The 26,368-nt window shown below is 70.3% G+C and carries 24 protein-coding genes and 2 pseudogenes; 15 read left to right on the top strand and 11 right to left on the bottom strand.

Annotated features, from left to right (window positions below):
- Positions 1-6: 6 nt before the first annotated feature.
- Positions 7-2,127, top strand: coding sequence for an amylo-alpha-1,6-glucosidase (locus CG719_RS13825; protein WP_100568902.1), 2,121 nt, complete (start codon positions 7-9; stop codon positions 2,125-2,127).
- Positions 2,128-2,193: 66 nt separating this feature from the next.
- Here the strand turns inward: CG719_RS13825 and CG719_RS35810 are convergent, their stop codons facing one another.
- Positions 2,194-2,961 (bottom strand): hypothetical protein, encoded by a 768-nt coding sequence (locus CG719_RS35810; RefSeq protein ID WP_199836636.1) that lies wholly within the window; start codon positions 2,959-2,961, stop codon positions 2,194-2,196.
- Positions 2,962-3,169: 208 nt separating this feature from the next.
- On the opposite strand from CG719_RS35810, the gene CG719_RS13815 reads away from it, so the two are divergent.
- The 3 genes from CG719_RS13815 (at position 3,170) to CG719_RS13805 (ending at position 5,222) form a co-directional block, all read left to right on the top strand.
- A complete protein-coding gene (locus CG719_RS13815; protein ID WP_100568901.1) occupies positions 3,170-3,796 on the top strand; it encodes a hypothetical protein in 627 nt (208 codons plus the stop codon).
- Between the two features lie 86 nt (positions 3,797-3,882).
- Positions 3,883-4,482 (top strand): SigE family RNA polymerase sigma factor, encoded by a 600-nt coding sequence (locus CG719_RS13810; RefSeq protein ID WP_100568900.1) that lies wholly within the window; start codon positions 3,883-3,885, stop codon positions 4,480-4,482.
- A complete protein-coding gene (locus CG719_RS13805; RefSeq protein ID WP_100568899.1) occupies positions 4,482-5,222 on the top strand; it encodes a hypothetical protein in 741 nt (246 codons plus the stop codon). The genes CG719_RS13810 and CG719_RS13805 overlap by 1 nt, the downstream gene beginning before the upstream one ends.
- A gap of 35 nt (positions 5,223-5,257) precedes the next feature.
- Here CG719_RS13805 and CG719_RS13800 read toward each other — a convergent pair whose 3' ends face one another.
- A complete protein-coding gene (locus CG719_RS13800; RefSeq protein ID WP_234375570.1) occupies positions 5,258-5,914 on the bottom strand; it encodes an RraA family protein in 657 nt (218 codons plus the stop codon).
- Between the two features lie 168 nt (positions 5,915-6,082).
- Between CG719_RS13800 and CG719_RS13795 the strand changes: the two genes are divergently transcribed.
- Both CG719_RS13795 and CG719_RS13790 read left to right on the top strand, forming a co-directional pair.
- Positions 6,083-7,042 (top strand): D-2-hydroxyacid dehydrogenase family protein, encoded by a 960-nt coding sequence (locus tag CG719_RS13795; protein ID WP_100568898.1) that lies wholly within the window; start codon positions 6,083-6,085, stop codon positions 7,040-7,042.
- 283 nt (positions 7,043-7,325) lie between these two features.
- A complete protein-coding gene (locus CG719_RS13790; RefSeq protein ID WP_100568897.1) occupies positions 7,326-9,287 on the top strand; it encodes a hypothetical protein in 1,962 nt (653 codons plus the stop codon).
- Positions 9,288-9,403: 116 nt separating this feature from the next.
- On the opposite strand, the gene CG719_RS13785 is transcribed toward CG719_RS13790, so the two are convergent.
- The 3 genes from CG719_RS13785 to CG719_RS13775 are packed head-to-tail and all read right to left on the bottom strand — an operon-like array spanning position 9,404 to position 12,049.
- The gene (locus CG719_RS13785) at positions 9,404-10,042 is read right to left on the bottom strand and encodes a hypothetical protein (protein ID WP_100568896.1); all 639 of its coding nucleotides are present in this window, start codon (positions 10,040-10,042) and stop codon (positions 9,404-9,406) included.
- Positions 10,035-11,282, bottom strand: a complete 1,248-nt coding sequence (locus tag CG719_RS13780) for an ABC transporter permease (RefSeq protein ID WP_159024876.1) — start codon at positions 11,280-11,282, stop codon at positions 10,035-10,037. The genes CG719_RS13785 and CG719_RS13780 overlap by 8 nt, the downstream gene beginning before the upstream one ends.
- A gap of 14 nt (positions 11,283-11,296) precedes the next feature.
- Positions 11,297-12,049, bottom strand: a complete 753-nt coding sequence (locus CG719_RS13775) for an ATP-binding cassette domain-containing protein (protein WP_234375569.1) — start codon at positions 12,047-12,049, stop codon at positions 11,297-11,299.
- Positions 12,050-12,384: 335 nt separating this feature from the next.
- On the opposite strand from CG719_RS13775, the gene CG719_RS13770 reads away from it, so the two are divergent.
- Positions 12,385-12,807, top strand: a complete 423-nt coding sequence (locus CG719_RS13770) for a hypothetical protein (RefSeq protein WP_100568894.1) — start codon at positions 12,385-12,387, stop codon at positions 12,805-12,807.
- 51 nt (positions 12,808-12,858) lie between these two features.
- On the opposite strand, the gene CG719_RS13765 is transcribed toward CG719_RS13770, so the two are convergent.
- Positions 12,859-13,476: a hypothetical protein gene (locus tag CG719_RS13765; RefSeq protein ID WP_159024875.1), complete on the bottom strand. Its 618-nt coding sequence runs from the start codon at positions 13,474-13,476 to the stop codon at positions 12,859-12,861.
- Between the two features lie 241 nt (positions 13,477-13,717).
- On the opposite strand from CG719_RS13765, the gene CG719_RS13760 reads away from it, so the two are divergent.
- From CG719_RS13760 to CG719_RS13730, 6 genes and pseudogenes are all read left to right on the top strand, one after another.
- Complete coding sequence (locus CG719_RS13760) at positions 13,718-15,436, top strand: DUF4153 domain-containing protein (protein ID WP_199836635.1); 1,719 nt, start codon at positions 13,718-13,720, stop codon at positions 15,434-15,436.
- A gap of 265 nt (positions 15,437-15,701) precedes the next feature.
- Positions 15,702-16,451, top strand: coding sequence for a hypothetical protein (locus CG719_RS35805; protein WP_199836634.1), 750 nt, complete (start codon positions 15,702-15,704; stop codon positions 16,449-16,451).
- Between the two features lie 151 nt (positions 16,452-16,602).
- Positions 16,603-17,067: a GNAT family N-acetyltransferase gene (locus CG719_RS13745; protein WP_100568891.1), complete on the top strand. Its 465-nt coding sequence runs from the start codon at positions 16,603-16,605 to the stop codon at positions 17,065-17,067.
- A 571-nt stretch (positions 17,068-17,638) separates the two neighbouring features.
- A pseudogene (snpA, locus tag CG719_RS13740) lies at positions 17,639-18,292 on the top strand (snapalysin); the annotation flags it as partial.
- Between the two features lie 769 nt (positions 18,293-19,061).
- Entirely contained in the window at positions 19,062-19,358 is a 297-nt protein-coding gene (locus CG719_RS13735) for a GYD domain-containing protein (protein ID WP_100568889.1), read from the top strand.
- Positions 19,359-19,922: 564 nt separating this feature from the next.
- On the top strand, positions 19,923-20,405 hold the full coding sequence (locus CG719_RS13730; protein ID WP_234375568.1) for a DUF5994 family protein: 483 nt from the start codon (positions 19,923-19,925) through the stop codon (positions 20,403-20,405).
- Positions 20,406-20,444: 39 nt separating this feature from the next.
- Here CG719_RS13730 and CG719_RS13725 read toward each other — a convergent pair whose 3' ends face one another.
- The 3 genes from CG719_RS13725 to CG719_RS13715 form a co-directional block, all read right to left on the bottom strand.
- Entirely contained in the window at positions 20,445-21,638 is a 1,194-nt protein-coding gene (locus CG719_RS13725) for a PP2C family protein-serine/threonine phosphatase (RefSeq protein ID WP_100568887.1), read from the bottom strand.
- Positions 21,639-21,777: 139 nt separating this feature from the next.
- On the bottom strand, positions 21,778-22,290 hold the full coding sequence (locus tag CG719_RS13720; protein WP_234375567.1) for a DUF5994 family protein: 513 nt from the start codon (positions 22,288-22,290) through the stop codon (positions 21,778-21,780).
- A 230-nt stretch (positions 22,291-22,520) separates the two neighbouring features.
- Positions 22,521-23,495 carry an STAS domain-containing protein gene (locus CG719_RS13715; RefSeq protein ID WP_100568886.1) on the bottom strand — a complete coding sequence of 325 codons (975 nt, stop codon included), beginning with the start codon at positions 23,493-23,495 and terminating at the stop codon, positions 22,521-22,523.
- A gap of 379 nt (positions 23,496-23,874) precedes the next feature.
- Between CG719_RS13715 and CG719_RS13710 the strand changes: the two genes are divergently transcribed.
- Complete coding sequence (locus tag CG719_RS13710) at positions 23,875-24,270, top strand: hypothetical protein (protein WP_324838202.1); 396 nt, start codon at positions 23,875-23,877, stop codon at positions 24,268-24,270.
- Positions 24,267-24,683 (top strand): DUF5994 family protein, encoded by a 417-nt coding sequence (locus CG719_RS13705; RefSeq protein ID WP_100568885.1) that lies wholly within the window; start codon positions 24,267-24,269, stop codon positions 24,681-24,683. Before CG719_RS13710 ends, CG719_RS13705 begins: the two co-directional genes overlap by 4 nt.
- A gap of 136 nt (positions 24,684-24,819) precedes the next feature.
- On the opposite strand, the pseudogene CG719_RS13700 reads toward CG719_RS13705, so the two are convergent.
- Both CG719_RS13700 and CG719_RS13695 read right to left on the bottom strand, forming a co-directional pair.
- A pseudogene (locus CG719_RS13700) lies at positions 24,820-25,173 on the bottom strand (VOC family protein); the annotation flags it as partial.
- A gap of 227 nt (positions 25,174-25,400) precedes the next feature.
- A complete protein-coding gene (locus CG719_RS13695) occupies positions 25,401-25,967 on the bottom strand; it encodes a Uma2 family endonuclease (RefSeq protein WP_100568884.1) in 567 nt (188 codons plus the stop codon).
- Positions 25,968-26,368 lie beyond the last annotated feature (401 nt).

The raw sequence follows: 26,368 nt of genomic DNA, 5'->3' as shown, positions 1-26,368 counted from the left end.
ACTTCCTTGGACTCGACTGTCAAGACCCTGGACGCCAACGGCTCGGTCACGCCGCCCCCCGCGGTGACCGAGGGCCTTCAGCCGTTCCTGCACGACGCGGTCGTCACGCTGTACGCGCCCAGCTTCGTGATCTCACGCGCCGACGGGGCCTTCGACGGAGGCGCGGACGGCTTCTTCCACGGCGACCGCCGGGCGCTCTCGCGACTGACCGTCACGGCCGAGGGCATCCCGCTGGCGCCCGTCGGACACGGGCTGCGCGGGGCGGACCGGGCGGACTTCCGGTCGATCCTGCGGGGGCTCGGCGAGGTGACGGCCGACCCCGCGGTCGCCCTGCACCGCCGCCGGACCACGACGGCCGGAGGGCTGGAGGAGGTCCTCGACGTCACCAACGCGGGTACCCAGTCGGTCCGTTTCCGGCTGACGGTCACGGCCGGCACGGACCTCGCCACCATGGAGCAGGTCAAGTCGGGCCGCCCGGCCCGGGCGGCATCCGCGCAGGCCGCCGGCACCGGCGAACTGTCCTGGGCGAGCGACGGGTTCGCCGTACGCCTGGCCAGTGACCCCGCGCCCGACGCGCTGGACGTGACGGCGGGACGGCTGTCCTACGACATCGCCCTTGAACCCGGCGCCTCGTGGACGGTCACCCTGCGTTGCACCGCGGCCCACGCGGACGGCGACCAGTTCCCGGCGCCCCCCGCCGACGCCCTGCCGTGGCGCACCCCCGTCCTGCGCAGCGCGGACCGGGGCCTCGACCGGTGGCTGGAGCAGTCGCTCGCCGACCTGGACCGCCTGCGCCTGACCGACCCGCGCTCGCCCGGGGACCGGCCGGACCAGTTCCTCGCCGCGGGCGCGCCCTGGTTCCTGACCCTCTTCGGCCGCGACTCGCTCTGGGCCGCCCGCATGCTGCTCCCGCTCGGCACCGAGCTCGCGGCCGGCACCCTGCGCACCCTCGCCCGCCGCCAGGGCGGCGTCACCGACCCGGCCTCCGAGGAGCAGCCGGGCAAGATCCTGCACGAGGTCCGGCGCGACACCTCGGCGTTCAGCGACACGTTCTCGCTCCCGCCGGTGTACTACGGCACGGTCGACGCCACCCCGCTGTGGATCTCCCTGCTCCACGACGCCTGGCGCTGGGGCCTGGCGCCGGAGGAGGTCGAGCGGATGCTGCCGCACGCCGAGTCGGCGCTGGCGTGGATGCGCGACCAGGGGGACGCCGGCGGCGACGGCTTCCTCAAGTACGTCGACCAGTCGGGCCGGGGCCTGGCCAACCAGGGCTGGAAGGACTCCGGCGACTCCATCCGGTACCGCGACGGCAGCCTCGCCCGCCCGCCGATCGCGCTGTGCGAGGTGCAGGCGTACGCCTACGAGGCCGCGCGCGGCGGAGCGGCGCTGCTGCGGTCCTTCGGCCGCCCGGGGGCCGACGAGTGGGAGGAGTGGGCGGACCGGCTCGCCACGCGCTTCCGCGAGCGCTTCTGGGTGGAGGACGCACGGGGCCCGTATCCGGCGGTCGCGCTGGACGGCGACGGCAGGCCGGCCGACTCGGTCACCTCGGGCTTCGGCCACCTTCTGGGCACGGGTCTGCTGAACGACGAGGAGAGCGCTCTCCTGGCCGCCCGGCTCTCCGGCGGCGACCTGGACTCGGGCCACGGTCTGCGCACGCTGAGCAGCGAGGCGGCGGGCTACAACCCGTACGGCTACCACATCGGTTCGATCTGGCCGCACGACACCGCGATCGCCGTGCACGGCCTGGTCAGGTCCGGCTTCCCGGACGCCGCGGCGTCGCTGGCGGACGGCCTGCTGACGGCGTCGGCGGCGTTCGAGGCCCGGCTGCCCGAACTCTTCGCGGGCCACGGCGCCGAGGCCGGCCCGCGTCCCGCGCCCTATCCGGCGTCCTGCCGGCCCCAGGCGTGGGCGGCGGCGTCCTCGGTCCTCGTCCTCCAGTCGGCCCTCGGCCTGAGCGCGGACATCCCGGCCGGCACTCTGACGGTCGCCCCGGGCTTCGCCCGCGCGTACGGACCGCTGACGGTCACCGGGCTCGAGGCCGGGGGGAAGCGGCTGGACATCGCGGTGAAGGGGGACGGATCGGTGGAGGTGTCGGCGCCGGAAGGGGTCACGGTGATCAACGGCTGACCGTGAGTCCTCGGAGCTGGTGTCGGTCGTAGGGGTCGGGGTCCGCGTCACGCGCAGGAGTCGGCGTCACTCGTCGTCGGGTGGCGCCGCGCACTCCGCGAGCCGTTCGCCGATGTCGTCCGCCCATTCCTGGGCCCAGCGGCGGAGCTCGGCGATCGCCCGGTCGTCGAGCCCGCAGGCGGCGAACTCGCGGTCGTCGATCCACTCGGCCCCGACGAGGCGGGTCTGGAGATCGGCGAGGTCGAAGACGTCACCGGCGTGGCGGCGGCCGAGTTCCTCCAGCTCGGGGTGGCTCCACCGGTCGGCGGCGGCGTGGACGTCGACGAGATCGGGGGCGAGGCCCTGACCGGCCAGCGCGCGCACCCTGGTGCCGACGAGGTCCTCGAGCGAGAGGACCGGGCCGAACTCGCCCAACTCCAGCGGCCGCCACAGCACCTCCTTGACCACCTGCACGGCGAACTCCTGCCTGGGCCCGGCCTCGGCCCTGGCTCCGGCTCCGGTCCCGGCTCCGGTCCCGGTCCCGGCTCCGGTCCCGGCCCTGGTTCCAGCCTCCTCGCCGCCGACCCCCAGGTCACCGACCACGAGCCGGGCCGCGAGTGGCTCCGTCTCCCACGTCCGCACCCGCCAGCCGCGTTCCTCCAGGCCGGCGCGCAGCGCCGCGGCGATGTCCCCCGCCCCGACCGGGCTCTCGGTGGCCACGTCGATGCCCTGGCCGGGCCGGTCCACCAGCCCGTGCGCCCGCACCGCGTCCCCACCGGCGAGCGCCAGCCCGTACGGTGCCCCGACCGCCAGCAGATCGCCCAGCAGCCGCCGCCGCACCTCACCGCCGTTCACCCGGCGATTATCGCCGCCGCGCACCGAGCGCGGCGGGACCGACGCCAGGCCGCGCGTCGGCGTACACAGCCGCTCCGCGAAGAAATCCCGCGGGGGGTGTCATCCGGAAGCGGTCCCGGCGGGGTTTGAACGGGTGGAGAGGCGCCCTCCTTCCATCAGTCATTCCGGATCCCCCAAGGGTCCGTGTTCCAAGAGGAGTTGCCCGTTCATGAAACGGACGCTGAAGTTCCTGGCCTGCGCCGCCGTCGTCGCCGCCGTGGCGGGGACGGCCACAGCGGCGTACGCCGTACCCGCGAAGGCACCGCACGCCACGGTCGCGCAGGCGGGAACGGCACAGACCCAGGCCGCTTCCGCCGCGAAGGTCCGGGCCTCCACGCCACTGCGGCCGACCGCGAAGAAGACCGCCCCGACGCCCCGTGTCGTCGCCTCCGGTGAACATGTGACAGCGGCCCCCGGCTTCGAGCTGTGGCTCACGGCGGAGGGCAAGTACTGGACGACGCCTTCCATGCCCGACGAGCCGCAGTTCCGCAGCGTGGTCGACGGCAACATCGACCGCAACACCCCCGGCGTCTCGATGCAGGCCGAGGGCGACAGCAGCCACGTCTACCTCTCCGGCCTGTACTACGGCGGCAAGGGCACCGCGTCCAGCGTCGAGGTCGAAACGGCCGACGGGACGGTGCACGGCAAGCTCATCGAGCTGCCCGGCAAGCCGGGTTGGGGCGCCTGGTACGCCGTCGCCGACGTCAAGCCCGGCAGCGGCTCCTGGGACTACGTCTCCCGGGTCACCGTCCACGACACCAAGGGCAAGATCTACGCCCAGTTGAAGCTGCGCTGACCTCCCGGGCGGGGGCCGCGCGGCCCCCGCCCCGGAGCTCCCCGGCTCCATTCCTCCCCGTACCCGACCCACAGGGAACCGCGTTCGTGCCGCAGTACGAGAGATTCGCAGGCTCCTCCGGGAGCACCGACTTCGCCGCCTACGCCAGTGCGGCCTGGACCCGTCTGCTACGGACCGCCGTCCTGCTCACCGGCGACCACCACGAAGCCGAGGATCTCGTGCAGACCACCCTGGCCAAGGTCTACGCGCGCTGGGGGCGCATCCCGCCCGACGACGTCGACCTCTACGTACGACGCTCCCTCGTCAACAACAACCTCAGCCGGATCCGCAGAAGACGGGTCACGCATCTGCTGATGCCGTTCCTGCCCGAGCGGGTGCATCAGCCGGACAACGGCCACGCCGAGTCCGTCGAGCGCCGCGCCGCGGTCACGCAGGCGCTCGCCACTCTCTCCGCCCGGCAGCGGACGGTGCTCGTGCTGCGCTACTGGGAGGACCTTCCCGAAACCGCCATCGCCGAGGTGCTCGACTGCTCGCTCGGAACGGTCAAGACCCATGCGCGGCGCGGCCTCGCGGCTCTGCGCTCCCACCCGGCCTTCGCGGCCTTCTCCGACTCTTCTGCACCTTCCGCATCCTCCGCCCCCTCCGACGCCTCCGACCGCTCCCACCCCGTCACCGGAGCCCGCTGATGAACCACCCCAGAACCGAAGCAGACACAGGCCCGGGACACGCCGAGACCGCATGGCTGCGCCAGGCACTGGCCGAGGCCGCACACGAGCTCAGGCCCTCTCCGCTGCCACTGGCGGACGTGGAGCGCCGGGGGCGGCGGATCCGGCTCAGGCGGCGGACGGCCGTACTCGGCGCGGGATGTGGGCTGCTGCTGGTCCCGCTGGCCGTGGTCGTGCTGCGCGGCACGGAACCCGGCGCCACCCACGACGCGCCTCCCGCGGCGCCCGCGTCCGTCTCGCCCTCGCCGTCCGCCTCCTCGGCGGCCCCGGCCCCGGCGCCCCGTGTCGTCGCCTCGGGTGAGCACGTGACGGCCGCCCCCGGCTTCGAGCTGTGGCTCACGGCGGAGGGCAAGTACTGGACGACGCCTTCCATGCCCGACGAGCCGCAGTTCCGGAGCGTGGTCGACGGCAACATCGACCGGAACACTCCCGGAGTCGGGGTGCAGTCCGAGGGCGACAGCAGCCACGTCTACCTCTCCGGCCTGTACTACGGCGGCAAGGGCACCGCGTCCAGCGTCGAGGTCGAAACGGCGGACGGGACGGTGCGGGGCAAGCTCATCGAGCTGGCCGGCGATCCGGGTTGGGGTGTCTGGTACGCCGTCGCCGAGGTCAAGTCCGGCGGCGGCTCCTGGGACTACGTCTCCCAGGTCACTGTCCACGACACCAAGGGCAGGATCTACGCCCAGTTGAAGCAGCACTGACCTCCGGCGCGGGCCGCGCGCCCCGCGGGACGGGTTCAGTCCTCGAAGCCCTGCTCGCGCAGGATCCCGTCGACACGGGCGCGGTGGGCCGCCTCCCACGCGTCGAGGGTCTCGTCCGCCTCCTTGGCCGTCTTCGCCCGTGCGGCGGCGAGGATCTCCTCGCGGCGGGCGGCCGGGACGACCACGACGCCCTCCTCGTCGGCGACCACGACGTCGCCGGCGTTCACCTTCGCCCCGCCGCAGGTCACCTCCGTGTTCAGCGGCTCCACGGCCTTCTTGCCGCCCGGGATCGGGATGACGCCCCGGGCGAACACGGGGAAGCCCGCCTCGCGGACCTCGCCCAGATCGCGGATCAGACCGTCCAGCACGAAGGCCGCGACGCCGCGGCGCTGAGCCACGGCGCACACGTTGCCGCCCGCCAGGGCGTAGTCCAGGTCGCCGGACTCGACGACGATGACGGAGCCCGGGGCGGCACGGTGAATGGCCGCGTGCAGCATGAGGTTGTCACCGGGAGGGCACCGCACGGTGAAGGCCGGCCCGGCCACGCGCGGCACCGGCGACCACAGCGGGCGGACGCCGATGTCCATGACCTGCGCCCGGCCGAGGAGGTCGGCCAGTGTGGTCGTCGGAATGTCCGCGAAACCGGCGGTGGGAGCGGTGGGGCCGGTGGCGTCCTTCATGGCGTCCGTCATGGCACCTCTGATCGTCTCGGGTGTGGTCGTCCCTGAGGCCGGCTGGCCCGCGCCCGACAGTACGGGCGCTCGTCGCGCGTGGTCCATCGGGTTTGCCGGACAGCGATGTCATCGAGCAGCCTGATCAGCACGAACGACGAACGACGAACGACGACGGAGACCACTGACATGCCCCTGCGCTGCGCCGTGCTCGACGACTTCCAGGACGCCGCCCTCTCCTCCGCCGACTGGAGCCCGGTCGAGGACCGGGTGGAGATCGTCACGTTCCGCGAGCACCCCACCGGCGAGGACGAACTCGCCGGTGTCCTCGCCGACTTCGACATCGTCGTCACCCTGCGCGAGCGGATCCCCTTCCCGGCCACGCTGTTCGACCGCCTGCCCCGCCTGAAGCTGCTCGTCGCCTCCGGCATGCGCAACTCGGTCATCGACTACGCCGCCGCCGAGCGCCGCGGCGTCACCGTGTGTGGGACCGGCAGCTCCTCCACGCCGCCGGTGGAACTGACCTGGGCGCTGCTGCTCGGCCTCGCCCGCAACCTGGTGACCGAGAACAACGCGCTGCGCGAGGGCGGCCCCTGGCAGTCCACCGTGGGCGCCGACCTTCAGGGCCGCCGCCTGGGCCTGCTCGGCCTCGGCAAGATCGGCAGCCGCGTCGCACAGGTGGGCCTCGCCTTCGGGATGCGGGTCAGCGCCTGGAGCCGGCATCTCACCGAGGAGCGCACCAACGAGGTGGGCGTCGAACTCGCCTCCTCCAAGGAGGAGTTGCTGTCGGCGAGCGACTTCGTCTCCGTCCACCTCGCGCTGAGCGACCGCACCCGTGGCCTGCTGGGAGCCACCGAACTCGCCCTCCTCAAGCCCACCGCCTACCTGATCAACACCTCCCGCGCCGCCGTCGTCGACCAGGACGCGCTGCTCGCCGCCCTGCACGAGGGCCGTATCGCCGGCGCCGGAGTGGACGTGTTCGACGTCGAACCACTCCTCGCCGACCACCCGATGCGCACCGCCCCACGCCTGCTCGCCACCCCCCACCTCGGCTACGTGTCGCAGGCCAACTACGCGACGTACTACGGCGACGCGGTGGAAGACATCCAGGCCTACCTGGCGGGCAACCCGGTACGCGTCCTGGGCTGAGGCGCCCCGCGACCGGACGGGCGCGTGACCGGGTGGCTGGGCCGATGGCCACCTTCATCGACCCGGCAACCAGGAAGAGGCCCCGCGAGACCGCTGAGTTCGCGGTCCTCGCAGGCCGGGGCCGGGGGCGGCACCGAATTTCCAGTCGGCGATTGTCACTGACATGCCATACGCTGCTGCTTCGGCAGCGTCCACGCACCCGTAGTCCGTGCGCGGGGGGATACGCGGCCCGTCCGTTTCCGCCCGGCGAGAACCGGGCTTCTTCTGTGGGGGTTCCATCACTGTGCGCAGACGTAGCATCTCGGCCGCGACGGCACTCGCGGTCGTGTTCAGCTCCGTGGTCCTGGCCACGGGCATGGCGGGTCCGGCGGCTGCCGACTCCGCGAAGGTCCTTCCGGTGAACTCGGTCGGCGACATGGTCGTGGACGGTGTCCACCAGCGGGTCTACATCTCCGACCCGAGCGCCGGCAAGATCGTCGTCACCGACTACTCGGGCACCGTGAAGGCGACACTCGCCGGTCTCCCCGGCGTGACCGGCCTCGCGCTGTCCGCCGACTCCGGCGAGGTGTACGCCGCCGTGAAGAACGACAACCGGATCGTCTCGGTGGAGACGGGGACGTACACCCGGACCGCGAGCTACCCGGTCGACGCGGCGCCCGGCGACCTGGAGGAGGTGGACGGCCGGATCTGGTTCTCCTACGGCGGCGACTTCGGCTCGCTCGACGTCTCCGGCCCCGAACCCGTCGTCCACCTCGCCCAGCGCGGAGACAACGACTCCTACCCGGGCACCGAAACGCTGCTGGCCGCCGACCCGGCCGTCCCGGGCGTCCTGGTGGCGGGCAGCGGCTCCAGGCTCGCCGTGTACGACGTCTCAGCCGACGACGCCACCCTGCGCGCCGAGGGCGACATGGGCAGCGGCGTGAAGCAGCTGGACCTGATGCCCGACGGCAGCCAGGTGCTCACCTCGTGGGGCGCCGGGTACAGCATCGGCGCCTACTCGGCCACCGACCTCACCGAGCTGGCCGGCTACCCCGTCGGCCCGTACCCGAACGCCGTGCGCGTCGCGCCCGACGGCACCATCGCGGGCGGCAGCTTCTCCTGGTACGACCCCGACGTCCACATCCACCGGCCCGGTGACCGGGTGCCGGTGCGGGAGTACGACTTCCCCAACACCGGCAACGACAGCGGCGCCGACACCCTCGTGGACGGGGCGCTGGCCTGGGCGCCCGACTCGAGCCGGATCTTCGCCGTCTCCGTGAACTCCTACGGCGTCCACACCCTGCGCGCCCTGACCGACCCCACCAAGGAACTGCCCACCCTCAAGGTGTCGGCCCCCGCCAAGTCGGAGCGCGCCAAGACGCTCACCGTCAAGGGCAAACTGACCTCGAAGAGCCTGCCCGCCGCCGGCGCCGCGCTGAAGGTGACCCGCACGGACGTCGAGTCGCCGAGCGGCAAGGCGCTGGCCGCCGTCAAGACCAAGGCGGACGGCAGCTTCTCCTTCACGGACGCCCCGCCCGCCGGTGGCAAGGTCACCTACAAGGTCACCTACGCGGGCGACGCCGCCCACATGCCCGCCTCTGCCTCGGGCGCGGTGGACGTCTCCCGCAAGGCGGCCGCGCTGACCCTGAACAACAAGGGCAAGCTGTACTCGTACGGCAAGAAGGTCACCTTCACGGCGCACCTCGGCACGACGTACAAGAACCGCACCGTCTCCATCTACGCGGATCCCTTCGGCCCCGACAAGCCGAAGAAGCTGCTGAAGACGGCCAAGGTCAACTCCAAGGGCAACCTGTCGGCGACCGTCAGCATGACCCGTGACACCACCGTCAGCGCCGTCTTCGGCGGCGACGCCCGCTACGCCGCCAAGACCGTCAAGTCGACCGCGTACGCCCGGGTGAAGGTCTCCACCGCCGTCTCCAAGCAGTACAAGACGGGCAAGATCGGCTCCACGACGTACTACTACTTCCACAAGAAGACCGATCCGCTGTTCACCACGACCATGACCTACTACCCGGGCCGCAAGCAGCGCTTCCAGCTCCAGGTGTACTACCAGGGCAAGTGGTACGACTCGGGCTACGAGTACTTCGCCCTCGGAACCAGCGGCAAGTCGGCCGTGAGCCTGGAGGCACCGGGCGAGTCCGGCATCCGCGCCCGCATGCGCTCGTCGTACATCAACGGCTCCTCCGGCGACAACGTGAACTCCACGACCCACGGCGCCTGGAAGTACTTCGCCTTCACCAAGTGACCACCCCCTGAGCCGAACCGGTACGGCCCCGACTCCCCGGGGCCGTACCGGCGCGACAGCCGCCCCACGCCGGGAAAACAGAAAAGCACGGACACCGCGGGTGGTTTCCTCGCCCGCTACCTGTTCCGCTGGAATGCGCGCCGCAGCCGATTGACGCGCCAGGGAGTCAGCGCCATCGCGCCCCCGCCCACCAGCAGGCTGCCGATGGCGATCCCCCAGCTCGGAAGCGAGTATCCGGGCTGATCCGTCCAGTCCCACCACCGGAACCGCCCCAGGCCGTCGACCTGCCAGTACGTCAGCGGGAAGAGGGTGACCAGGGGGAGGATCCAGGAAAGCCTCCATCCCCATACCCGCCCGGACAGCAGGGCGAGTCCGACCCAGATCAGCAAGCCTCTCAGGACCAGCAGAACGGTGCCCATGGGGCTTACGAACGCCTCTGCCGCGATGAGCAGCACCGCCGCCACCGAGACGGCCCCGACGAGGCAGGAGACCTCGGCCCGTCTGAAGCCGTTCGCCGCAGCCTCCTCCAGGGAGTCCATGGCGCTGCCGAGGCCGCCTACGGCGATCACAGCCAGGGCGAGGGGAATCTCGTGCCGCAAAGGGGTCGCGGAGGATCCGCCGCCGCTGAAGGGGAAATCGAGCCGGGTGGACCCGAGCGCCACATCGCACGCGATCACCACAGCCCAGCCCACGGCGATGCCGCGGAAGCGATGAGCCCGCAGGTAGCGGATCCAGGACCCGCGGAGATCAAGCACAGCGCGTACCCTCGATCACCTTGATCCGCTTCTTCGCCCAGTCCTCCTGTGCCGGCCCGGACTGCTTGATCAGCCTTGCGATCGCTCTCTGGTCGACACCAGGCGGCCCTCCGTGAATGCCGGACGGCTGCCCAGCACCTGAGATCCGGGCCGCGAGCCACGAGTCGAGCTCGAAGTACGCCATCATGCGCCGGTCTTCGGCACTGCTGTTCACCGCCTGGCAGTAGGGCGGAGTGGACGCCCGGGAGATCGCGATGGACATGCTGTCGGCCACCTCCCACATGGACCCCTCGAAGATCGAGAAGTCGGTGTCCTGTGCCTTGTCGCCCCTGAGCCCTTCCTCGTAGAACACCGAGGGGGATTTGATGACCGGAGGAAGCTCGGATACGCGCCTTGCCAGCGCCTCAAGCCGCGGTATGTACATGCGCTCCTCGGGCCATACGCAGATCTTGGGCTCGGTACGCGTGCACATCGGAGCGCTCGGATTCGCCCGCGCCGTCTGCACGGGGCCCGCCGTGAGCACGCCTGCCAGGCACGCGACGGCCAGCGCCGAACTGCCGATGGCCGGCAGCCTGACGATCAGCTTCCCGCGTGCGCCGGCGTATCCGAGCAGCCTTCGTGGCGTGAGAACGGCGACGGCCACCGCGGAGAGCGCCAGCCCCCATCGAATGGCGAGACGCTCCGGAGTCACTTCCACGGCAGGGGCACCGGAGAGCACGAACAAGCCGGCCTTCATCGGGCCGCCGTTCATCGTCACCGCCACGAAGCAGGCCAGACCGGAGACGACCGGGGTGGCGAAACCGGACGGGAACCAGCGCCCGGCGAGGTGGCCGACAGCGATGCACAGAACGATGAGCGCGGCACCCAGCAGCAGGTAACTGGGCCACAGGAACCCGGGTCCGGCATCGTGGTGACTGACTGCCGCGGCAACCACGGCGCCCACGATGTAGGCGCCGCCACCGTAAACGGCGACTGCCGCGATGTGCACTCCCTCGACCTGCCATCTGGGCCTGGTTCCCGCGGTGTGCTGGTCCTCGAAGCCGAGCCGATGGATCCGTCCGGAGGCCCAAGCGGCGTACGCGGCCAGGAACGGGCCGAGATAGAAGGCGGGTATCTGGGCCGCCGCGCTGGCCTGCGGCCAGACGCCGATCCACCATTGAGACCGTCCGAAAAGAACCGCCACGTCCAGGGCGACGAGGACGGGAAACCACCATCGCAGCGGAGAGCGCCGCAGCTCCATCACGAGAATACGCATCAGGAAAGCGCCCCCTGCCCCGACAAGGCCGCCATGTATCCGCGCTCCAACGGGCTGTCGCCCGCCACTCCCGATCGGGAGTTGCCCGCAAGGGTCTCGGGGGTGCCGCGGAAGAGGAACCTTCCGGACTGCATGACGACGACCTGGTCGCAGACAGCCGCCACATCCTCGACGAGGTGTGTGCTCAGCACGATCGCCGAGTCCGTCAGCGATCTGATCAACTCACGGAACTGCAAGCGTTGTTCCGGGTCCAGGCCGACGGTCGGCTCGTCCAGGAGCAGGAGTCTCGGCGAGCCGACGATCGCCGCGGCAATACCTGCGCGCCGTAACATGCCGCCGGAGAGAGACTTCATCGTGTCCTGCGCACGTCCGTCGAGAAGGACGGATGCGATCGCTTTCAGAGCCGCGCTGTGGGCCTCACCGTCGGGAACTCCCCGCAGCCACGCGCTGTACCGGACGAAATCGTAGACCGAAAAGGACGGGTAGTACCCGAACTCCTGGGGCAGGTAGCCGATCAGAGGCCGAGCCGCCCTGGCCGTCCGCTCGGAGTGCACCTTTCTGCCGCAGATCTCCAGAGCCCCCTCCTGGGCAGGCGCAACCGTGGCAAGGGTGCGGAGAAGCGTTGTCTTTCCCGCACCGTTGGGACCCAGAAGCCCATGGACCCCCACGCCGAGATCCCAGTCGAGTCCACTGATCACCTGGTGCCGGCCGTAGCCCTGAGCGATCCCCGACAGCGAAGCGATCGGTTCCACGTTGTTCCTTTCACATGCGCGACCGGGTGCCACCCGAGGGCGGCACCCGGTCACATCACCTTTGCCGGCCGAGATGCCTCACGAGGTGCACAGGCCGTAAGACGCACGGCGACTTGCCGATGGTGGCGGTTGTTGATCGCGTAACCGTACAGTTGATGTGTACACGCTGCGTAGTGTGGAAGAGTGTCGGCCTGCTCCAAGGGCGGGGCCTCCTCGGATCAACAGCTCCAGCTCTTGGGCAAGCCACCTCTTCGTCCCGAAACAACTTGGGCGGGCGCTCGACCATGGGCCGGTGTGGCACTCACCTGTCCTGAAGGAGCGTGCAGAGTCAGCCCATGGGTTTGTTTCAACTCCTTTTGCTGTTCGTGGTGTTGGTCGGGCTGGGGCTCTGGCTCTGGGGCCGGTTGCTGGTCGGCGGCCGGTGGCGGCGCAGTGCCGGCTGGTTCGCCGGGACCGCTGTGCTGCTCCTGCTGGGGACCGTGGCCTCCTGGCTCGTCGGTGCTATGGCCGGAACGTCGCTGGACCCGGCGGAGGCTTGCCACTCCGCCGGCCAGACCTACGACGAGGCCTACCGCAGTGCGCATCTCAACGAAACGCAGTTTTTCCCGCTGCACGACAAATGCAACGCGGGCTACGACATGGTGCCGGGCTGGGTGAACCCGGCCGTGGTCGTCCTGCCCGTCCTGGCCGTCGCCTGCCTGGCGTACTCCGTACGGCTGGCGGTCATCCACCGACGCACCAAAAAGCTTCCGCAGTAGTGACGTTGGCGGAGCAGCCTTGCGTCCGAGCCTTGGTCCAGGTGACCGGCCTCACCATCCGCAGTCGATGTCGGCCGATCCTCCACGGATGACCGGATCGGTGCTCGTACCGCTGATTCGCAGAAGACCGCCGTCCCGGCCCCAGACCAACTCGTACGTACCTGCGTCGACGGGCCGGTAACCGTCGTCGACCGTCCACGACCCCGACTTGCCCAGGGCCAGGCCGGTGCGACCCACCGCGTACGCCTCTCCATTGCCGATCATGAGAAAGGACGTCTCCCGCACCACGGCCGTGCAGCCCCCCGGCCCCTCAGGGCGCAGCACGTGGTACTTCGCGATGAAGATCAGGTCGCCGGCCGCTCCCCCTGCCGTGCCGAGCACTGCCGCGGTGATCAGCAGAATGCTCCCCAGCCGCGCCCACGTGGCCCGCTTCTGCGGGAGCCGCGAAGCACCCGCCGTGCTACCCATCCGCATGAGGGACCGTCGGAGAACGAGCGACAGGACAAGAACAACTGCACTCACGACCCAGCCGGGGATCACCCGCCCCTGCACGACCAGTAGGAGGCTGCTCCAACTCGCCACGGCGGCGATGGTCAGACCGCCGATGCCCACTGCCGTGGAGGCGGCGGGCGACAACATCACGCTGTGCTCTGCACGTTCTTCTGCCACGGCGGGTACGACTCTCCGAACCTGCCCCCCGGTTGCGCCGAGAGGACGAAGCACGGCGAGAGCCCCGGGCCGGATCCGCCATGCCTTCGGGAGCTGCGCGAGCGCGGACGTCCCCGCCGGTCCCGTTACCCTTGCGGGCACGCCGCCCTGTCGATCATGGCGGCGTGCTTCGCAAGCGACACCGGTACCCGCTCGACGCGCCCAAGTACGGGCGTTCCGGGGCCGGTTGGGAGGGGGTCCCATGACAGAGAAATTACCTGTGCCCGCCGAACCGCCCGAGCGGTCCAGGCAGTCGGGGCGAATACCTGAGCGAGAGGCCGCGGACACGGGGGGAGCACAGCGGGCGGGAACACCACCGGAGGGCAGGTCGCGCGCGGCGACGGACACGCCGCCCGGCGAAGCCGTCAGCGCCGGGCACCCGCCGTACCTTCCGCCCACTTCTCCCAGCCCTCTGTACGCGGGCGCCTACCCCTACAAACCCTCGTTACCCGACCTGCGCCGCGAACCGCCCTCCACCGTGAACACCGACGTCCTCTGGGCGGCACTCGCCACCGGTGTGCTCAGCATGGTGCTGCTCAACGACGGTATGGGCGCCAACCTGTTCCTCGTCGCCCTGCCCGCCGCGGTCACCGCCTACTTCGCCGCGCGCCAGGCAGGCCGGGTACAAGCCCGTCCCTGGACGCTCGCCTGGGGCATCGGAGGACTCGCCCTCCTGCTGGTTCCGGCGGTCCGCGCCGCCCAGTGGCCTTCCCTCCTCGCCGTGGCCACCGCCATCGGTCTCGCATCGCTCGCCCTCCACGGCTCGCGGACCTGGTCCGGCGTCGTCCTCAGCCCGTTGGGACTGCTCGACTCGCTGCCCAAGGGCGCACGCTGGGGCTGGCGAGGAGTGCGCACCCGTGCCGGCAACGCATCCGGCAGTCTGGGCTCCGCGCTGCGCGCCCTCGCAGTGACGGCTGTGCTCCTCCTCGTCTTCGGCGCACTGTTCGCCGGGGCCGACGCGGCCTTCGCCGACCTGCTGAGCAGGATGGTCCCGGACACGTCCGTCGGCGATGGCCCCTGGCGCCTGGTGCTGTTCGCCCTCGGGGTCTTCGGTGCCCTCGCGGCGGCTCACACCGCCGCCGCCCCTCTGCGGTGGGACAGCCTCAAGACGAGCCCGGGCCGCGCCCGCGGCCGGGCTGAGTGGGCGCTTCCCCTGCTCGTGCTGTGCGTGCTGTTCGCCGTCTTCAACGCCATCCAGCTCGCCGTCCTCTTCGGCGGGTACAAGGCTGTCCTGGACAAGACCGGCCAGACCTACTCCGAGTACGCGCGGCAGGGCTTCTGGCAACTCCTGTTCGCAACGCTCCTCACCCTCCTGGTCATCGTCTTCGCGCTGCGCTGGGCACCGCGCGGCGGGCCCGGTGACCGGAACCTGGTGCGAGGAGTCCTCGGCACCCTCTGCGCACTCACCCTGGTCGTGGTCGCCTCGGCGGTACGGCGCATGGGCATGTACGTCGAGGCGTACGGGCTGACGCGGCTGCGGATCTCCGTCGTGACCGTGGAGCTGTGGCTCGGCCTGGTCATCCTGCTGATCATGGCCGCCGGAGTCTGGGGCGCACGCTGGCTGCCCCGCGCCGTCGCCGCGTCGGCCGCTGCCGTGGCCCTCGCCTTCGGCCTGGCCTCTCCCGACGGGCTGATCGCCGAGAACAACGTGCGGCGGTACGAGAAGACCCACAACTTCGACCTGGACTACGCGCGTGGCCTCTCGGCGGACGCGGTCCCGGCTCTGGACAGGCTGAGAGAGCCCATGCGGTCCTGCGTCCTCGGTCCCCTGGCAAAGGGACTCGGCCCGGCAACGGCGTCCTGGTACGAGACCAGTTGGGGAGAGGTACGAGCCCGACGGATCCTCAAGGAACGTCCGCCGACGACAACTGACCCGGGAACCTGCTTCACCAGCGGGGAGAGCACCGAGTACGACCGCTGACCTGACGCCCCGTTCCGCCGGGGCGGCCATGTGAATTGGCGCGGACTCCAGTGGCCCACGTGTGGCCCGACCCCGAACACGACGAAGGGCCGGCCCGGAAGGAACCCCCTCCCGAGCCGGCCCTTCCCTCTCTGCCCCCGACAGGATGCGAACCTGCGACACCCGCTCTCCTGGCCGAACATCGGGGCCTGCTGTTTCCTGCGGTGATGTCCGCGGACATGTACCCCTCGGCGAACGGACGGTGGCGGAGTTCTAGAGTCGGCGCGTGGACAGCAGCCCCTGGTTCGTAGTTGAAGACCCTCAGGAGGACGGCGAGGAGCCCTGGGACTTCGATGCGGGCGAGCTGGCTTTCATCGCGACCCTGCGGGCCCGAGCCGCTTCATGGCGCGTGCCGCCGGCACACAGCAGCGTCGACCGCCCCGAAGACGACTCATCGCTGCTGGTCCACATCTCTCTCAGCGACAGCGAGCGGCGCCTGACACTCGGCGAATGGGCGGTGCACTTCCACGGCACCCATATGCGTGCCGGCAAGGTCCGCGACCAGCTCTTCAACCTCCACGAGACACCCGAGGACGGGTTCTTCCACGCGAGCGGGACGGCAGAACAGCTCGCCGAGCAGTGCGCCACCTGGTTCGAGACTGTCCTGAGCAGACCGGTCATTCGCATGGAGTGGCTCAGCCTGGACAGCGTGTATGCAACGGGCTGGTTCTTCGCGGATACCGCAGAAGCCCTGGCAGGCGGCGTCGACCATGCCCTCGCCTCCACGTCGCATACGGGGTGGCGTACCTCCCGCGTCCGCCCCGACCGCCACCACCGCTGCACTCTGGTCCGCGGCACCTCGCAACCGCAGAAAGGCCTTCACGCGCCGCTCTGCCCGTACGAACCGAAGCCTGCCGGCTCCCCCGCAGACCGGCCGGTGGCGCCGGAGCCAGTGCGAACGGCCCCGTCAGCCCGCGAGGAGGGAAGAGGCTCCGTCGGCCACCGCCTCAGGAGTTGGATCGCGGGCTGGTTCTGATGCCGTCGCCCTTTTCCGTGACGACCGGATCAGCATTCGTGGGTACACGCCTGCCCGGAGTCGCTGGTGTCGGGGTTCATCACGACGGCTATCGGCGCTGTCTCCCGATATTCGCGAGAGATCGGCAGGGGCCCGGGGGTAACCTCCCGCGGTGACTTCACCTGACCAGTTCCTCGTGGCTCCCGATTTCGCCGTACCGCACCCGCCTGCCACCGACCGCTTCCGCCTGGAGCCCCTCGGTCCTCAGCACAATGCTGCCGATCACGCCGCCTGGACCTCCAGCATCGCCCACATCCGAGCCAACCCCGACTTCGCCGGCCGCTCCTGGCCGCCTCCGGTGGGCATGTCCCTGGAGGCCAACCTCGACGACCTGCGCCGGCACGCGGAGGACTTCGACCGGCGCGTCGGCTTCACCTACACCGTCCTGTCGGTCCCTGGGGATGACGTCATCGGCTGTGTCTACATATACGGCTCACCCCAAGACCCCGGTGTCACTGACGTCCGCTCCTGGGTCCGGGCGGATAACGCTTCCCTCGACGCTGAGCTCTACCGCGTCGTCAGCGACTGGCTGTCCCGTGAGTGGCCCTTCGAGCGTGTGGCGTACGCGCCTCGCTGAACCAGGCGATCCGTGCCACCACGTCCGGAAGGCAGCAGGGAGAAGGCCCGCATGTGCACTTGCTGAGTGGCGGCGGCTCAGCGGTGAGGGATGCCGCCCAGCGCCGAGGGTGACTCCCTGCAGGCCCCGGGGTCCATGGGGCGCGAAAGCCACGGAAGCCCATGTTCTATGACGTCGGTCACAGCGCTCCACCAATCAACCGGCGTACTTAGTAGTCGTGGCATGACGGGCATCTGTGGTTTTGTCCGTCTTGGTCCGTATTTGTATTCCGTCATGCTTCCCGGAATTCCACTCGGTCGGTCCGCACGCCCGCTGCCCCGTCCCGTAAGGCTTCTGACGATGCGACAGCTTCCCCTCCCGCCGCCATGTGCGGAACCGGAGGCCCGTGCACTGCCCTGGCGAGGTCCCGGGACCTACGAGGCGACGTAGTGGCGGGGCCCTTTGCGCTCCCTGTGGAGCCGTTCTAAGAATGTCGACCCACAGGACGTCGCCGCAGTTCGGAACCGGTGTTCACGCATGGTCGACCGCGCACCGGGCGCTCGGCGTCACCGAGTGAGTAGGAGCCCCCCACATGAAGTCGTCCCGAACGTCCGCGAGACTCCTCGCCCTCGCTCTCGGCCTGGGTCTGGCCTCGAGCACGCTGATGGCGGCCGTGCCGGCGAGCGCCCAGCCGGCCGCCACCCCGTCCGCTGCCGCCGGTACCTCCGTGGCACGGTACGCCGGGTCGGGTGAGGAGGCCGCGAACAACAAGGCGTTCTTCGAGGCGGTGCTCAAGTCCGTCGCCGAGAAGCGTGCCGCCCAGCCGAACGCGCAGGCGGTGACTGTCTACTACAACGCCTCCCACGCACCGAGCTTCCGTTCGCAGATATCGAGCGCGGCCTCGATCTGGAACAGCTCCGAGTCCAACGTCAAGCTCCAGGAGGCGTCGAGCGGTGCCGACTTCTCCTACTACGAGGGCAACGACTCGCGCGGGTCCTACGCCTCCACCAACGGCCACGGAAGTGGCTACGTCTTCCTCGACTACAACCAGAACCAGCAGTACGACTCGGTCCGCGTCGTCACCCACGAGACCGGGCACATACTGGGCCTGCCGGACGACTACAGCGGGCCGTGCAGTGAGCTGATGTCGGGCGGCTACGCCGGCACATCCTGCACCAACCGCTACCCGAACGCCACCGAGCGCTCGCGTGTCGACCAGCTGTGGGCCACCGGACTCGCGCAGGCCCCGGGCGCGGTGAACCAGCCCGCTGACCCCCCGAGCGCCGCACCGCCGGTACGGCCCGCGGCGCCGAGCCACGGCCCATGGCATCCGCGCCACAGCGCAGTACGTGTGGCCCCTGCCGAGACTCCTGCCGGTTTCCCCGCTCAATCCGCACCCTGGCCTTCCGCGCGGCGCTGATCCGCAGCACATGACCAGTACTTGAGTCAGGCCGTCGCCATCGGCTCGAAGCCATGATCCACGAGGACGGGGGAGGGGCCTCCGGCCAGGGGACGTGGCATCCGGATGGCACAAGCGGCACACCCGTGGCACAGCCTCGAACACGACGAAGGGCCAGCCTGGGAGGAAAACCCTCCCGAGCTGGCCCTTTTCTCTGTGCCCCCGGCAGGATTCGGACCCGCGACACCCGCTTCAGGAGTTCGATCCGACGACTGTTTGCGGCCCAGGATCGCTACGGCTGTGTGGCCGCACCTACTCCGCGGCGATCCGGTGACATCCGCTGTCGTTGAGGTCCGGCGTGGATGTCAGCCTGCCCCCGACACGCACTCCGACGAACGGTGGAGCGGGGTAGCTGGGGGCCGGACCTCAGGAGCAGTCAAGTGTCACACCGCGGGTGGGCGTGGCCGTTGTGCGAGCGCCTCTCCTGGATCCAACCACCGTGATCAACCGCCTGTAGGTGCTCGTATCGCTCGTTCGGGTGCGTATCCGGTGCAGGTGTCAGGCCCGATGTCCAGGATTGACCTCGCGATGTGTTTCCTCGTGAAGGTGGGAGAGCATGCCGACGTACATCACGCTGATGAACTGGACCGATCAAGGGGTCCGGGACTTCAAGGACACCGCGAAGCGCGCCGAGACCTTCGGCGCAGCGGCACAGAAGATCGGGGCGAAGCTCCTGAACATCTACTGGACCGTCGGTCCGTACGACCTCGTGGCCGTCGTCGAGGCACCCGACGACGAAACTGCTACCGCAGCACTCCTGCATCTCGGCGGGGTGGGCAACATCCGTTCCACGACTCTGCGGGCCTTCGGCCAAGGGGAGATGGAACGCATCATCGCCAAGGCGACCGTCTGAGGACCTCCACTCACTGCAAGCGAAGGCGCATGGTGAGCCGGCTGAGCAGGGTGCCTTACGCCCAGCTGAGGAGCCCGAGTCGGCCACCTGGGTACAAGCCAGGGCTACCACTTGCAGGTCAAGGCCGTCGGATCGCCGTGGACGGCCATGAAACCGCGGTGCTTGAGACGGAACCTGATACGGGCGCTGCCGAGCGGCCTCGGAGGGCGGTCTGGGCAGCCTGCCGTCAAAACGGCCCGGACCATGATCGGTCCGGGCCGCTTTGCCTGGTGCCCCCGGCAGGATTCGAACCTGCGACACCCGCTTTAGGAGTTTTCCCCGGACAGGGCTGTGACCTGCGGAAACAGCAGTCGAATGGTGTCTGGTCTCGGAAAACACCCCTCCGTGGTTCTCGTGTGTTCACGGGATTTCCCGGCCTCGTGTGTGCCGAATCCGTTCTGGCTGGGGTCGGCTGCCCGGGACAGGGCGATTCGGGAAACATCGACGCCCGTGGCGCGAGGAGTAGCGTGGAAACGACGAGGCGAGTCCCGTGATCGCACCGATTCCAGAAGACGGGTGATCCTCATGACCGGCTCCGATGCACGGCCTGTTTCCCGGAATCTGCCCAGTGGCGTTCACGAGGCCGTGCGGCCGGGGTGTGCGTTGCTCCGGCTGGAGACCACGGAGGCACGCGAAGGCGTCCTCGATGGTGCGTGGTGGCCGCGGTCGCGCGACATCGGTGCCGAGCTGCCCGCGCTGCTGAGCGCCCTGACCGGCCACCTCGGCCCCGTCACGCGCGTCGGGCTGGACGCCGCGGCCTGGGAAGGGCTCCCGACGCGGATCGTCGTCGAGGACCGGGTGGTGCACATCGACTCCTTTCCGGTGGGCGACGACACCGTCCTGATCACTCGCGGCGATCAGGACATCTTCTCGCTGCTGGTGGTTCCGCCGGACACGGCACCCGAGGCCGCCCGCGCCGCGATGGCTCAGGCCGTCCGGGCCGACAACGTCACCCAGGCGGAACAGATTCTCATCGACACCGGAAGCGGGCAGGTGCCGCCGGAGTGACGAGCGAGCCGGAGGCAGCACCGGACGACACCAGTGAGGTCAGCCGCGCCACTCCACCAGGAGCAGCGTCGCGTCGTCCGTGGTGTGTCCGCCCCGCGCCCGCTTGAGCGTGTGGGACAAGGAGCGCGCCACTGTCCGGATCCCGCGGCCGGTTCTCTCCAACTGGTTCACCCAGTCGATCAGCTGGCTCTCTCCGAACTGCTCTTCACCCATGGCGTGTTCCTCGATCAGTCCGTCGGTGAAGCAGAGGAGGCGGTCCCCAGACTCCAGCTTCATCTCGCAGATCTGCGGCTCCGGACCGCCGAAGCCGACAGGGAGGGTCGTCGGACCGGTCAGCCGGAGGGCTACACGATGATCACGGACGAGCATCGGTGACGGGTGCCCGGCGTTGACCCACTGAAGATGTCCCGTCGTGGTGTCCAACTGCAGCATCTGCGCGGTGACGAAGTGCTCGGGGCCGAACTGGTCCGCCACAGCGCGGTCCATGAAGTCATAGATCTCCGGCAGCCCGGTGCCGGCGCGGCGGGCGTGGCGGTAGGCACCGATGGCCACGGTGGCCATCGTGGCCGCGTCCAGGCCGTGGCCCATCGCGTCGATCATGGCCACGTGGAGGACGTCTCCGTTGAGGGCGTAGTCGAAGCTGTCCCCCGCCACGTCATAGGCGGGTTCCAGGATCCCGGCCACGGCGACCCGAGGCATGAGCATCGCCAGTGGCGGCAGCAGGGACCACTGGATCTCCGCGGCGACGCTCATCGGTTCACGGCGTCGGACACCGAAGAAGAGGTCGGAGTAGCCGTGCTTGGTCACCAGTAGGTCGGCCACCAGGCCGGCGATCCTGCGCAGTATGCGGCGGTCGTGGTCGTCGACGCTGTCCAACGTGACTGCCATGACCCCGACCTGGTCGCCGCCGTCCAGCAGCGGCAGGTGGACCCGCACGCCGTCGCCCTCGGGCAGCTCGACGGGGTGAGCGTCGAGAAAGCAGCGGCCCGCCTCGGAGTCGTCGATCACCTGCGGTTCGCCCTTCGTGAGGCCGTCGCCGGGCAGGGGTATCAGCAGCAGTTGTCCGTAGTCCTGCAGCAGCACCTGCGGTCGGCGGCCCCCGAGCCGCTCCATCATGTCGGCGACCAAGGGCCCGATGAGATGGGGCGGCAGTTCATGCGCGCGATCGAGGACCTCGCCCAGCAGAGCTTCCCCGAAGCTCTCGGAGCGGTCCGCCCGCCGTCCGGTCGTCATCCACTCACCCGCCACGGGCCGGGCCGGTCAGGGCGGCGGGCTGGGACGACGCAGGGTCTGCCGATGTCATCGCTCCATCGAAGGGTCGTAGATGCCCCGGGACCGGCCCCGTCACCCGGGTCCGTCCGGATCGGGCCTCTCACCTGAGTCCGGACCCTCCTTCCGACTCCCATGTGTCTTGTCCGTCGAGGCCGCTCTCGACGAGTGCCAGCAGGCGCGGAGCCGACAGTGGGTTCCCGGGGTCGGCGGCAGCGGTCAACAGCCGGGTGGCGGCTCCGGCCGGCTCGTCCGGGGGGATCACCAGCAGTTCCCAGCGTCCCACGGTGCCGCAGTCCACGGTGATGGCATGCGCCTCGGCGGCGAGGTCGGTCAGGTCCACCTCGATCACATGCCCGGGCGCCATCACCTTCTGCGGGGCATCGGGCCAGGCGGCGGTGCCCACGGTGACGTGGATGACGGTGCCGACGCTTGGATCCAGGGAGCCGACCAGCGCGGGCAGCTCCAGTTCCAGTTCGGCGCAACGCGGCCACCACGCTCCGTCCACCGGGCCGTGGCCGGCGTCCCGCGTGAGGCGCAGCCGGGGCAAGGGCATCCGGTAGGTGTGTCCCTCAGCTGGTGCCGGACCTTCGGCGGGCTTGGTGATGGCGTCCATCGTGCGATCCCGTCCCGGGCTGCTTGCGGCTGCCCGCGTCTGTCACTCGCCGGGAACGGCGCCGCCGTGGTCGTGCGCCCGAAAAGCTCTCGGTATTTGCCAGGTTACTCCCGGCCGTCGTGGGCGGCGCGGCGCGCAGTCCTCGCGCGGAGATACGTCCGTACGGCAGACGACGGGTGGCGTGACCGCCGCGGCAGGTACGAACGCCGGCTCATCGCCCCTCCGCCACATCACCGGCGTGCCGGGGACAGCCCTTCGACAGGCAGGCTCAACAGGCAGGGGGCGACGGGGCCGGGCAGCCCGACGACCTCACCCATGTTCTGCCAGCCCCAGGACGAGAAGGCGGCTTGTCCTGCCTGGTCGGCAGGATGCAGCAGGGTGACCCCGAGGGAGGAGTGCAGGTCTGTGAGCAGACGCTGTTGCAGGCGGCGGGCGATATCGCGGTGCTGAGCGTGCGGACGGGCCACGACCTGGGTGAGGACGACGAACCGCCCCCGGGAGGTGAGCCGCTGGATGGTCTCCTGGAGCGTTCCGTCGAACCCCCGCCGGCCGGAGCCGTCAGGGCCCACCGGAAAACCGAAGGCGCAACCGACCAGCACCGTCGTCTCTGCGACCAGCAGGGCGAAGCCGGGGCGGTGGGCAGTGACCGCCAGGCGGTGCAGGAAGTCTCCACGGTCGTGGTACGCCTCGCCGGGGGTGCCGGCGACAGACTCCGCGGCCAGGTCCGCGATGTCCTCGTGCATGTCTTCGGCCTGCCAGCGGGTCAGCCGGCGAAGGCGGATCGCGTCCTTGAGGACCGGCAGATCCGGCCGACGAGCGGGGTCCTCGGGCGCCCGCGCCGCGGTACTCATGAGGTCGCCGGGTGCGGCGGGCGGCACGGGGCTCACAGGAGCCGCAAGGAGCAGCGAAGCGGATCCGGTGACAGCGAGGAGCTGGGTGATCTGCGCGCACGGGTGGTGCAGCCGTAGGGAGGCGTGAACCCGGCCGGCGCGCCGTGACGCCGACAGGAGGATGTCCAAGCCCCTGGCGTCGCAGGAGCCGACCGTGGTCAGGTCGATGTCGATCACGGCGACACCGTCCAGCAGACACTGCTCCAATGCGGCCCGCAGCAGCGGCGTCGTGGCCGGTCCGATGTCACCGGCGAGCGTGACGAGCGTCCGCTCCCCTCGGTTCCGCCGACGGATGTCCAGCCGGGAAAAGGCCATCACGCTTCCCCTCGGCCGGGGCGTGGGCCGGCGCGGGTGCTCAGCGCGGCCCCAGCCATGATGAGCTTGCGTGGAGTTGCTTCGACCGCGGCGGACATGATGCCGACCCGTCTCCGCGCCGACCACTGGGGCGGCCCGGGTTCGTCTCTCGCCGAGGACGACCCGGCGCGGCGGCCGGAGTGCGTGGTGCCCTCGGTACGTCAACCCTACGTCGCCTGCGACGGGAAGCGGCTGCGTCGAGGGTGCCAGGAGTACGGTGGGGAGGGTCGGGGGTACTTCGTACACCGGTGACAGGGCTGGTCTCGTCCTCGGCGCGCGGCTCGGTAGGGGTCGCGCGACACCTCACGGGTTGTTTCCAGCCCGGGACAGGTTCCGCCCGATGACCACCGAATCCCTGCGCTCACCGTACTCATCCCTGACCTTGGACGTCCCGGATCCCCCTCCCGCCGGGGGCAGGGTCGAGGTCCGCATCGTCTCCACGGACGCCGAAGCGGCCCGGCACGTCGCGGACGCTCTCCGGCTGCTGTTCGCCGGGGGCGAGCAACGCAGTTACCCGGCCTTCTCGTCGGGGAGAGGGACGCGTCTGCACCTCACGCTCGACCCCGAGCGGGGCGCCGGCCCGCTCCGCCCCTGGCTGGAGGCCAGCAGGCCGCCGGTCGACCGGACACATCCGGGCGAGACGGCGTCATGCGTGTGGCCGCCGGGCGGGCCGTCGCCCGCCGAACCCCCGACCGTGGCGAGTCCCCCACCCCTACCGCCCCAGGAGTCCCCATGACCACCACCCTTTCGCTTCACCCGCCTTCCGCCCGGCTCCGGCTGAGTGAGCAGTCCTTCCAGGACGGTTCGGCCCGGCGTATCGACGGGGCCTGGTGGCCGAGGTCCTACGACCTGACCGCCGAGCTCCCCGGACTGCTCGCCCGGCTGCCGCACCGCTGGGGGCAGATCAGCAGCGTTCTCGTGAACGGGGCGATGTGGTCGCTCTCCGGGGACGGGACGCGCATCGAGGACCAGGGGGTGCACCTGCGCCGGACGGACTTGCCGCGAGCCGAACACACCATCTGCCTGCTCGCTCCCGGGTACGGTCGCTGGGACCTGCTCGTCGTGCCACCCGCCGCCACGGAGGCGGAGGCCGAACGGCTCATGGAGACGGCCACGGCGGACGCCCCGCTTGCGGGGCGCACTGCCTGACCTGGACGGGCGCCCTGCGGGGAGCGGGTCGGCTCCAAGCCGTCGGCAGGAAGCCGGATGGTCACAGGCGCATGCCGAGGCGGCGCGTTCCTACCGGACAGCGGCGGTGGCTCACTGCTACCGGCGGATCGCTCCCGGGGTGGATGGCGCGCCCGCCGCGCTGTCCGAAGGCGTTGTCCGCCAGCGCGGTGACGACCTGCCCGCCGGCCGCGATGGCCCGTGCGAACGCCTGGTCCGCGTCGGTGACGAACACACGGAGCAGGCTTGGCGTGGCGGGCCAGTCCGCGCGCCGGTCGAAGGCCAACACGACGGTGTCGCCCACGCGGATCTCACCGTGCCCGGTCAAGCCGTCCTCGGTCGCCACCCGCCCGAGCTCCTCTCCGTCGAACGCCTGGGCGACAAAGTCGAGGAAGGCCCCCGTGTCGTCGGTGACGACCCAGGGTGCAACCGTGGTGTAGCCCTCGGGCGCGGCGTTGGTCTGCTCCGGCATGGCGTTCCTCTCGCTGACGATGCCTACCGACGGCGAGGATGGGTACGGAATGGGTCTGATCCCGTCCTAGATCATCAGCATGCCGGGCGCGGCCGCTCCCGCGCGGTGCTGTTTTCCCTGGTCGACAGTGCACGGCCAGCCGCTTGATCCGGCTCATGCCGCCCTGTACCGGGCGCCGTCCGCTCACGCATCGCTCACGCACAGCGGGCCGCTGAGCAGCATGTGGGTCAGATCTGCCCGAGGTCGATCTCCACCGGGAATGGAGCCGTGACCTTGACGACGCCGGTGAACACGTCACCCTCCCGGTATGTTTTTGTCGCAGGGTCAAGCACGTACGTGTACACCAGAGGAACGCCCGTCGCGGCCTGCTCGATCCGCCAGTAGAAGCCTATGCCTGCCTTGGCGTACTGGTCGACCTTCACGATCCGGTCAGTGGTCTCCGAGCCCGGTGACACCACCTCCGCCACCAGCAGCACGTGCTCGGGCCGGGTAGGCGTGACATCGATCGTGTCCGCGCGGTACACCACGACGTCCGGGCGACGATTGGTCAGTGGGACGTCCTGGAGCCGGACGTCGAAGTCCGTGTCCGCGTTCCAGTCCGGCCCCGCGGCGGCATCCAGGGCGTTCGCCAGCATCCGGGCCAGCCGGTTGTGCCGCTTGGACGCACTCGGACTCACGACGACCATCCCGTCCACGATCTCGATACCGGCGCACTGCTCCTCGGACCAGGACTCGTACTCCTGCGCCGTGATCTGCTCATGCATCCACGCCGGGGCCACCATCTCGGCCGTCATGAAGCACCTCCCGGACACTGTGCTGCGGGCCCGATCCCGCTGGATTCAGCGTACTGTCTGCCACACGTCCAGCACGCTGATCTCGCTCACGCCCGCTCCCCGTCGGTCGGCATCCGACCAGTGAGTCCACGACAGTCAGGAACCATCGTGGTGGACCGGTCATCAGGGCCGTGGCTCAAACCGGCAGGCCAGGCACGGGCAGCCAGCTTGCCCGTTCGGGGCAACGGCAGGGGCGACAGGGGCGTGCAACGGGCATGGTGGGAAACCCCCCCCCTTGGCGCGACTGGGCTTCGACACCGCAGTTGCTACGAAGAGGTCCCGGCCCCGAGGCTATCCCCCTCTAGGGCCAATACCGGTGACTTTGGTGGTTTCTGGTCGTTGGGTGGGTTGTGCCAAGGCCG

The sequence above is a fragment of the Streptomyces sp. CB01373 genome (assembly GCF_002803075.1).
GTDB lineage: Bacteria > Actinomycetota > Actinomycetes > Streptomycetales > Streptomycetaceae > Streptomyces.
This window is presented reverse-complemented; position numbering and strand designations above follow the sequence as displayed.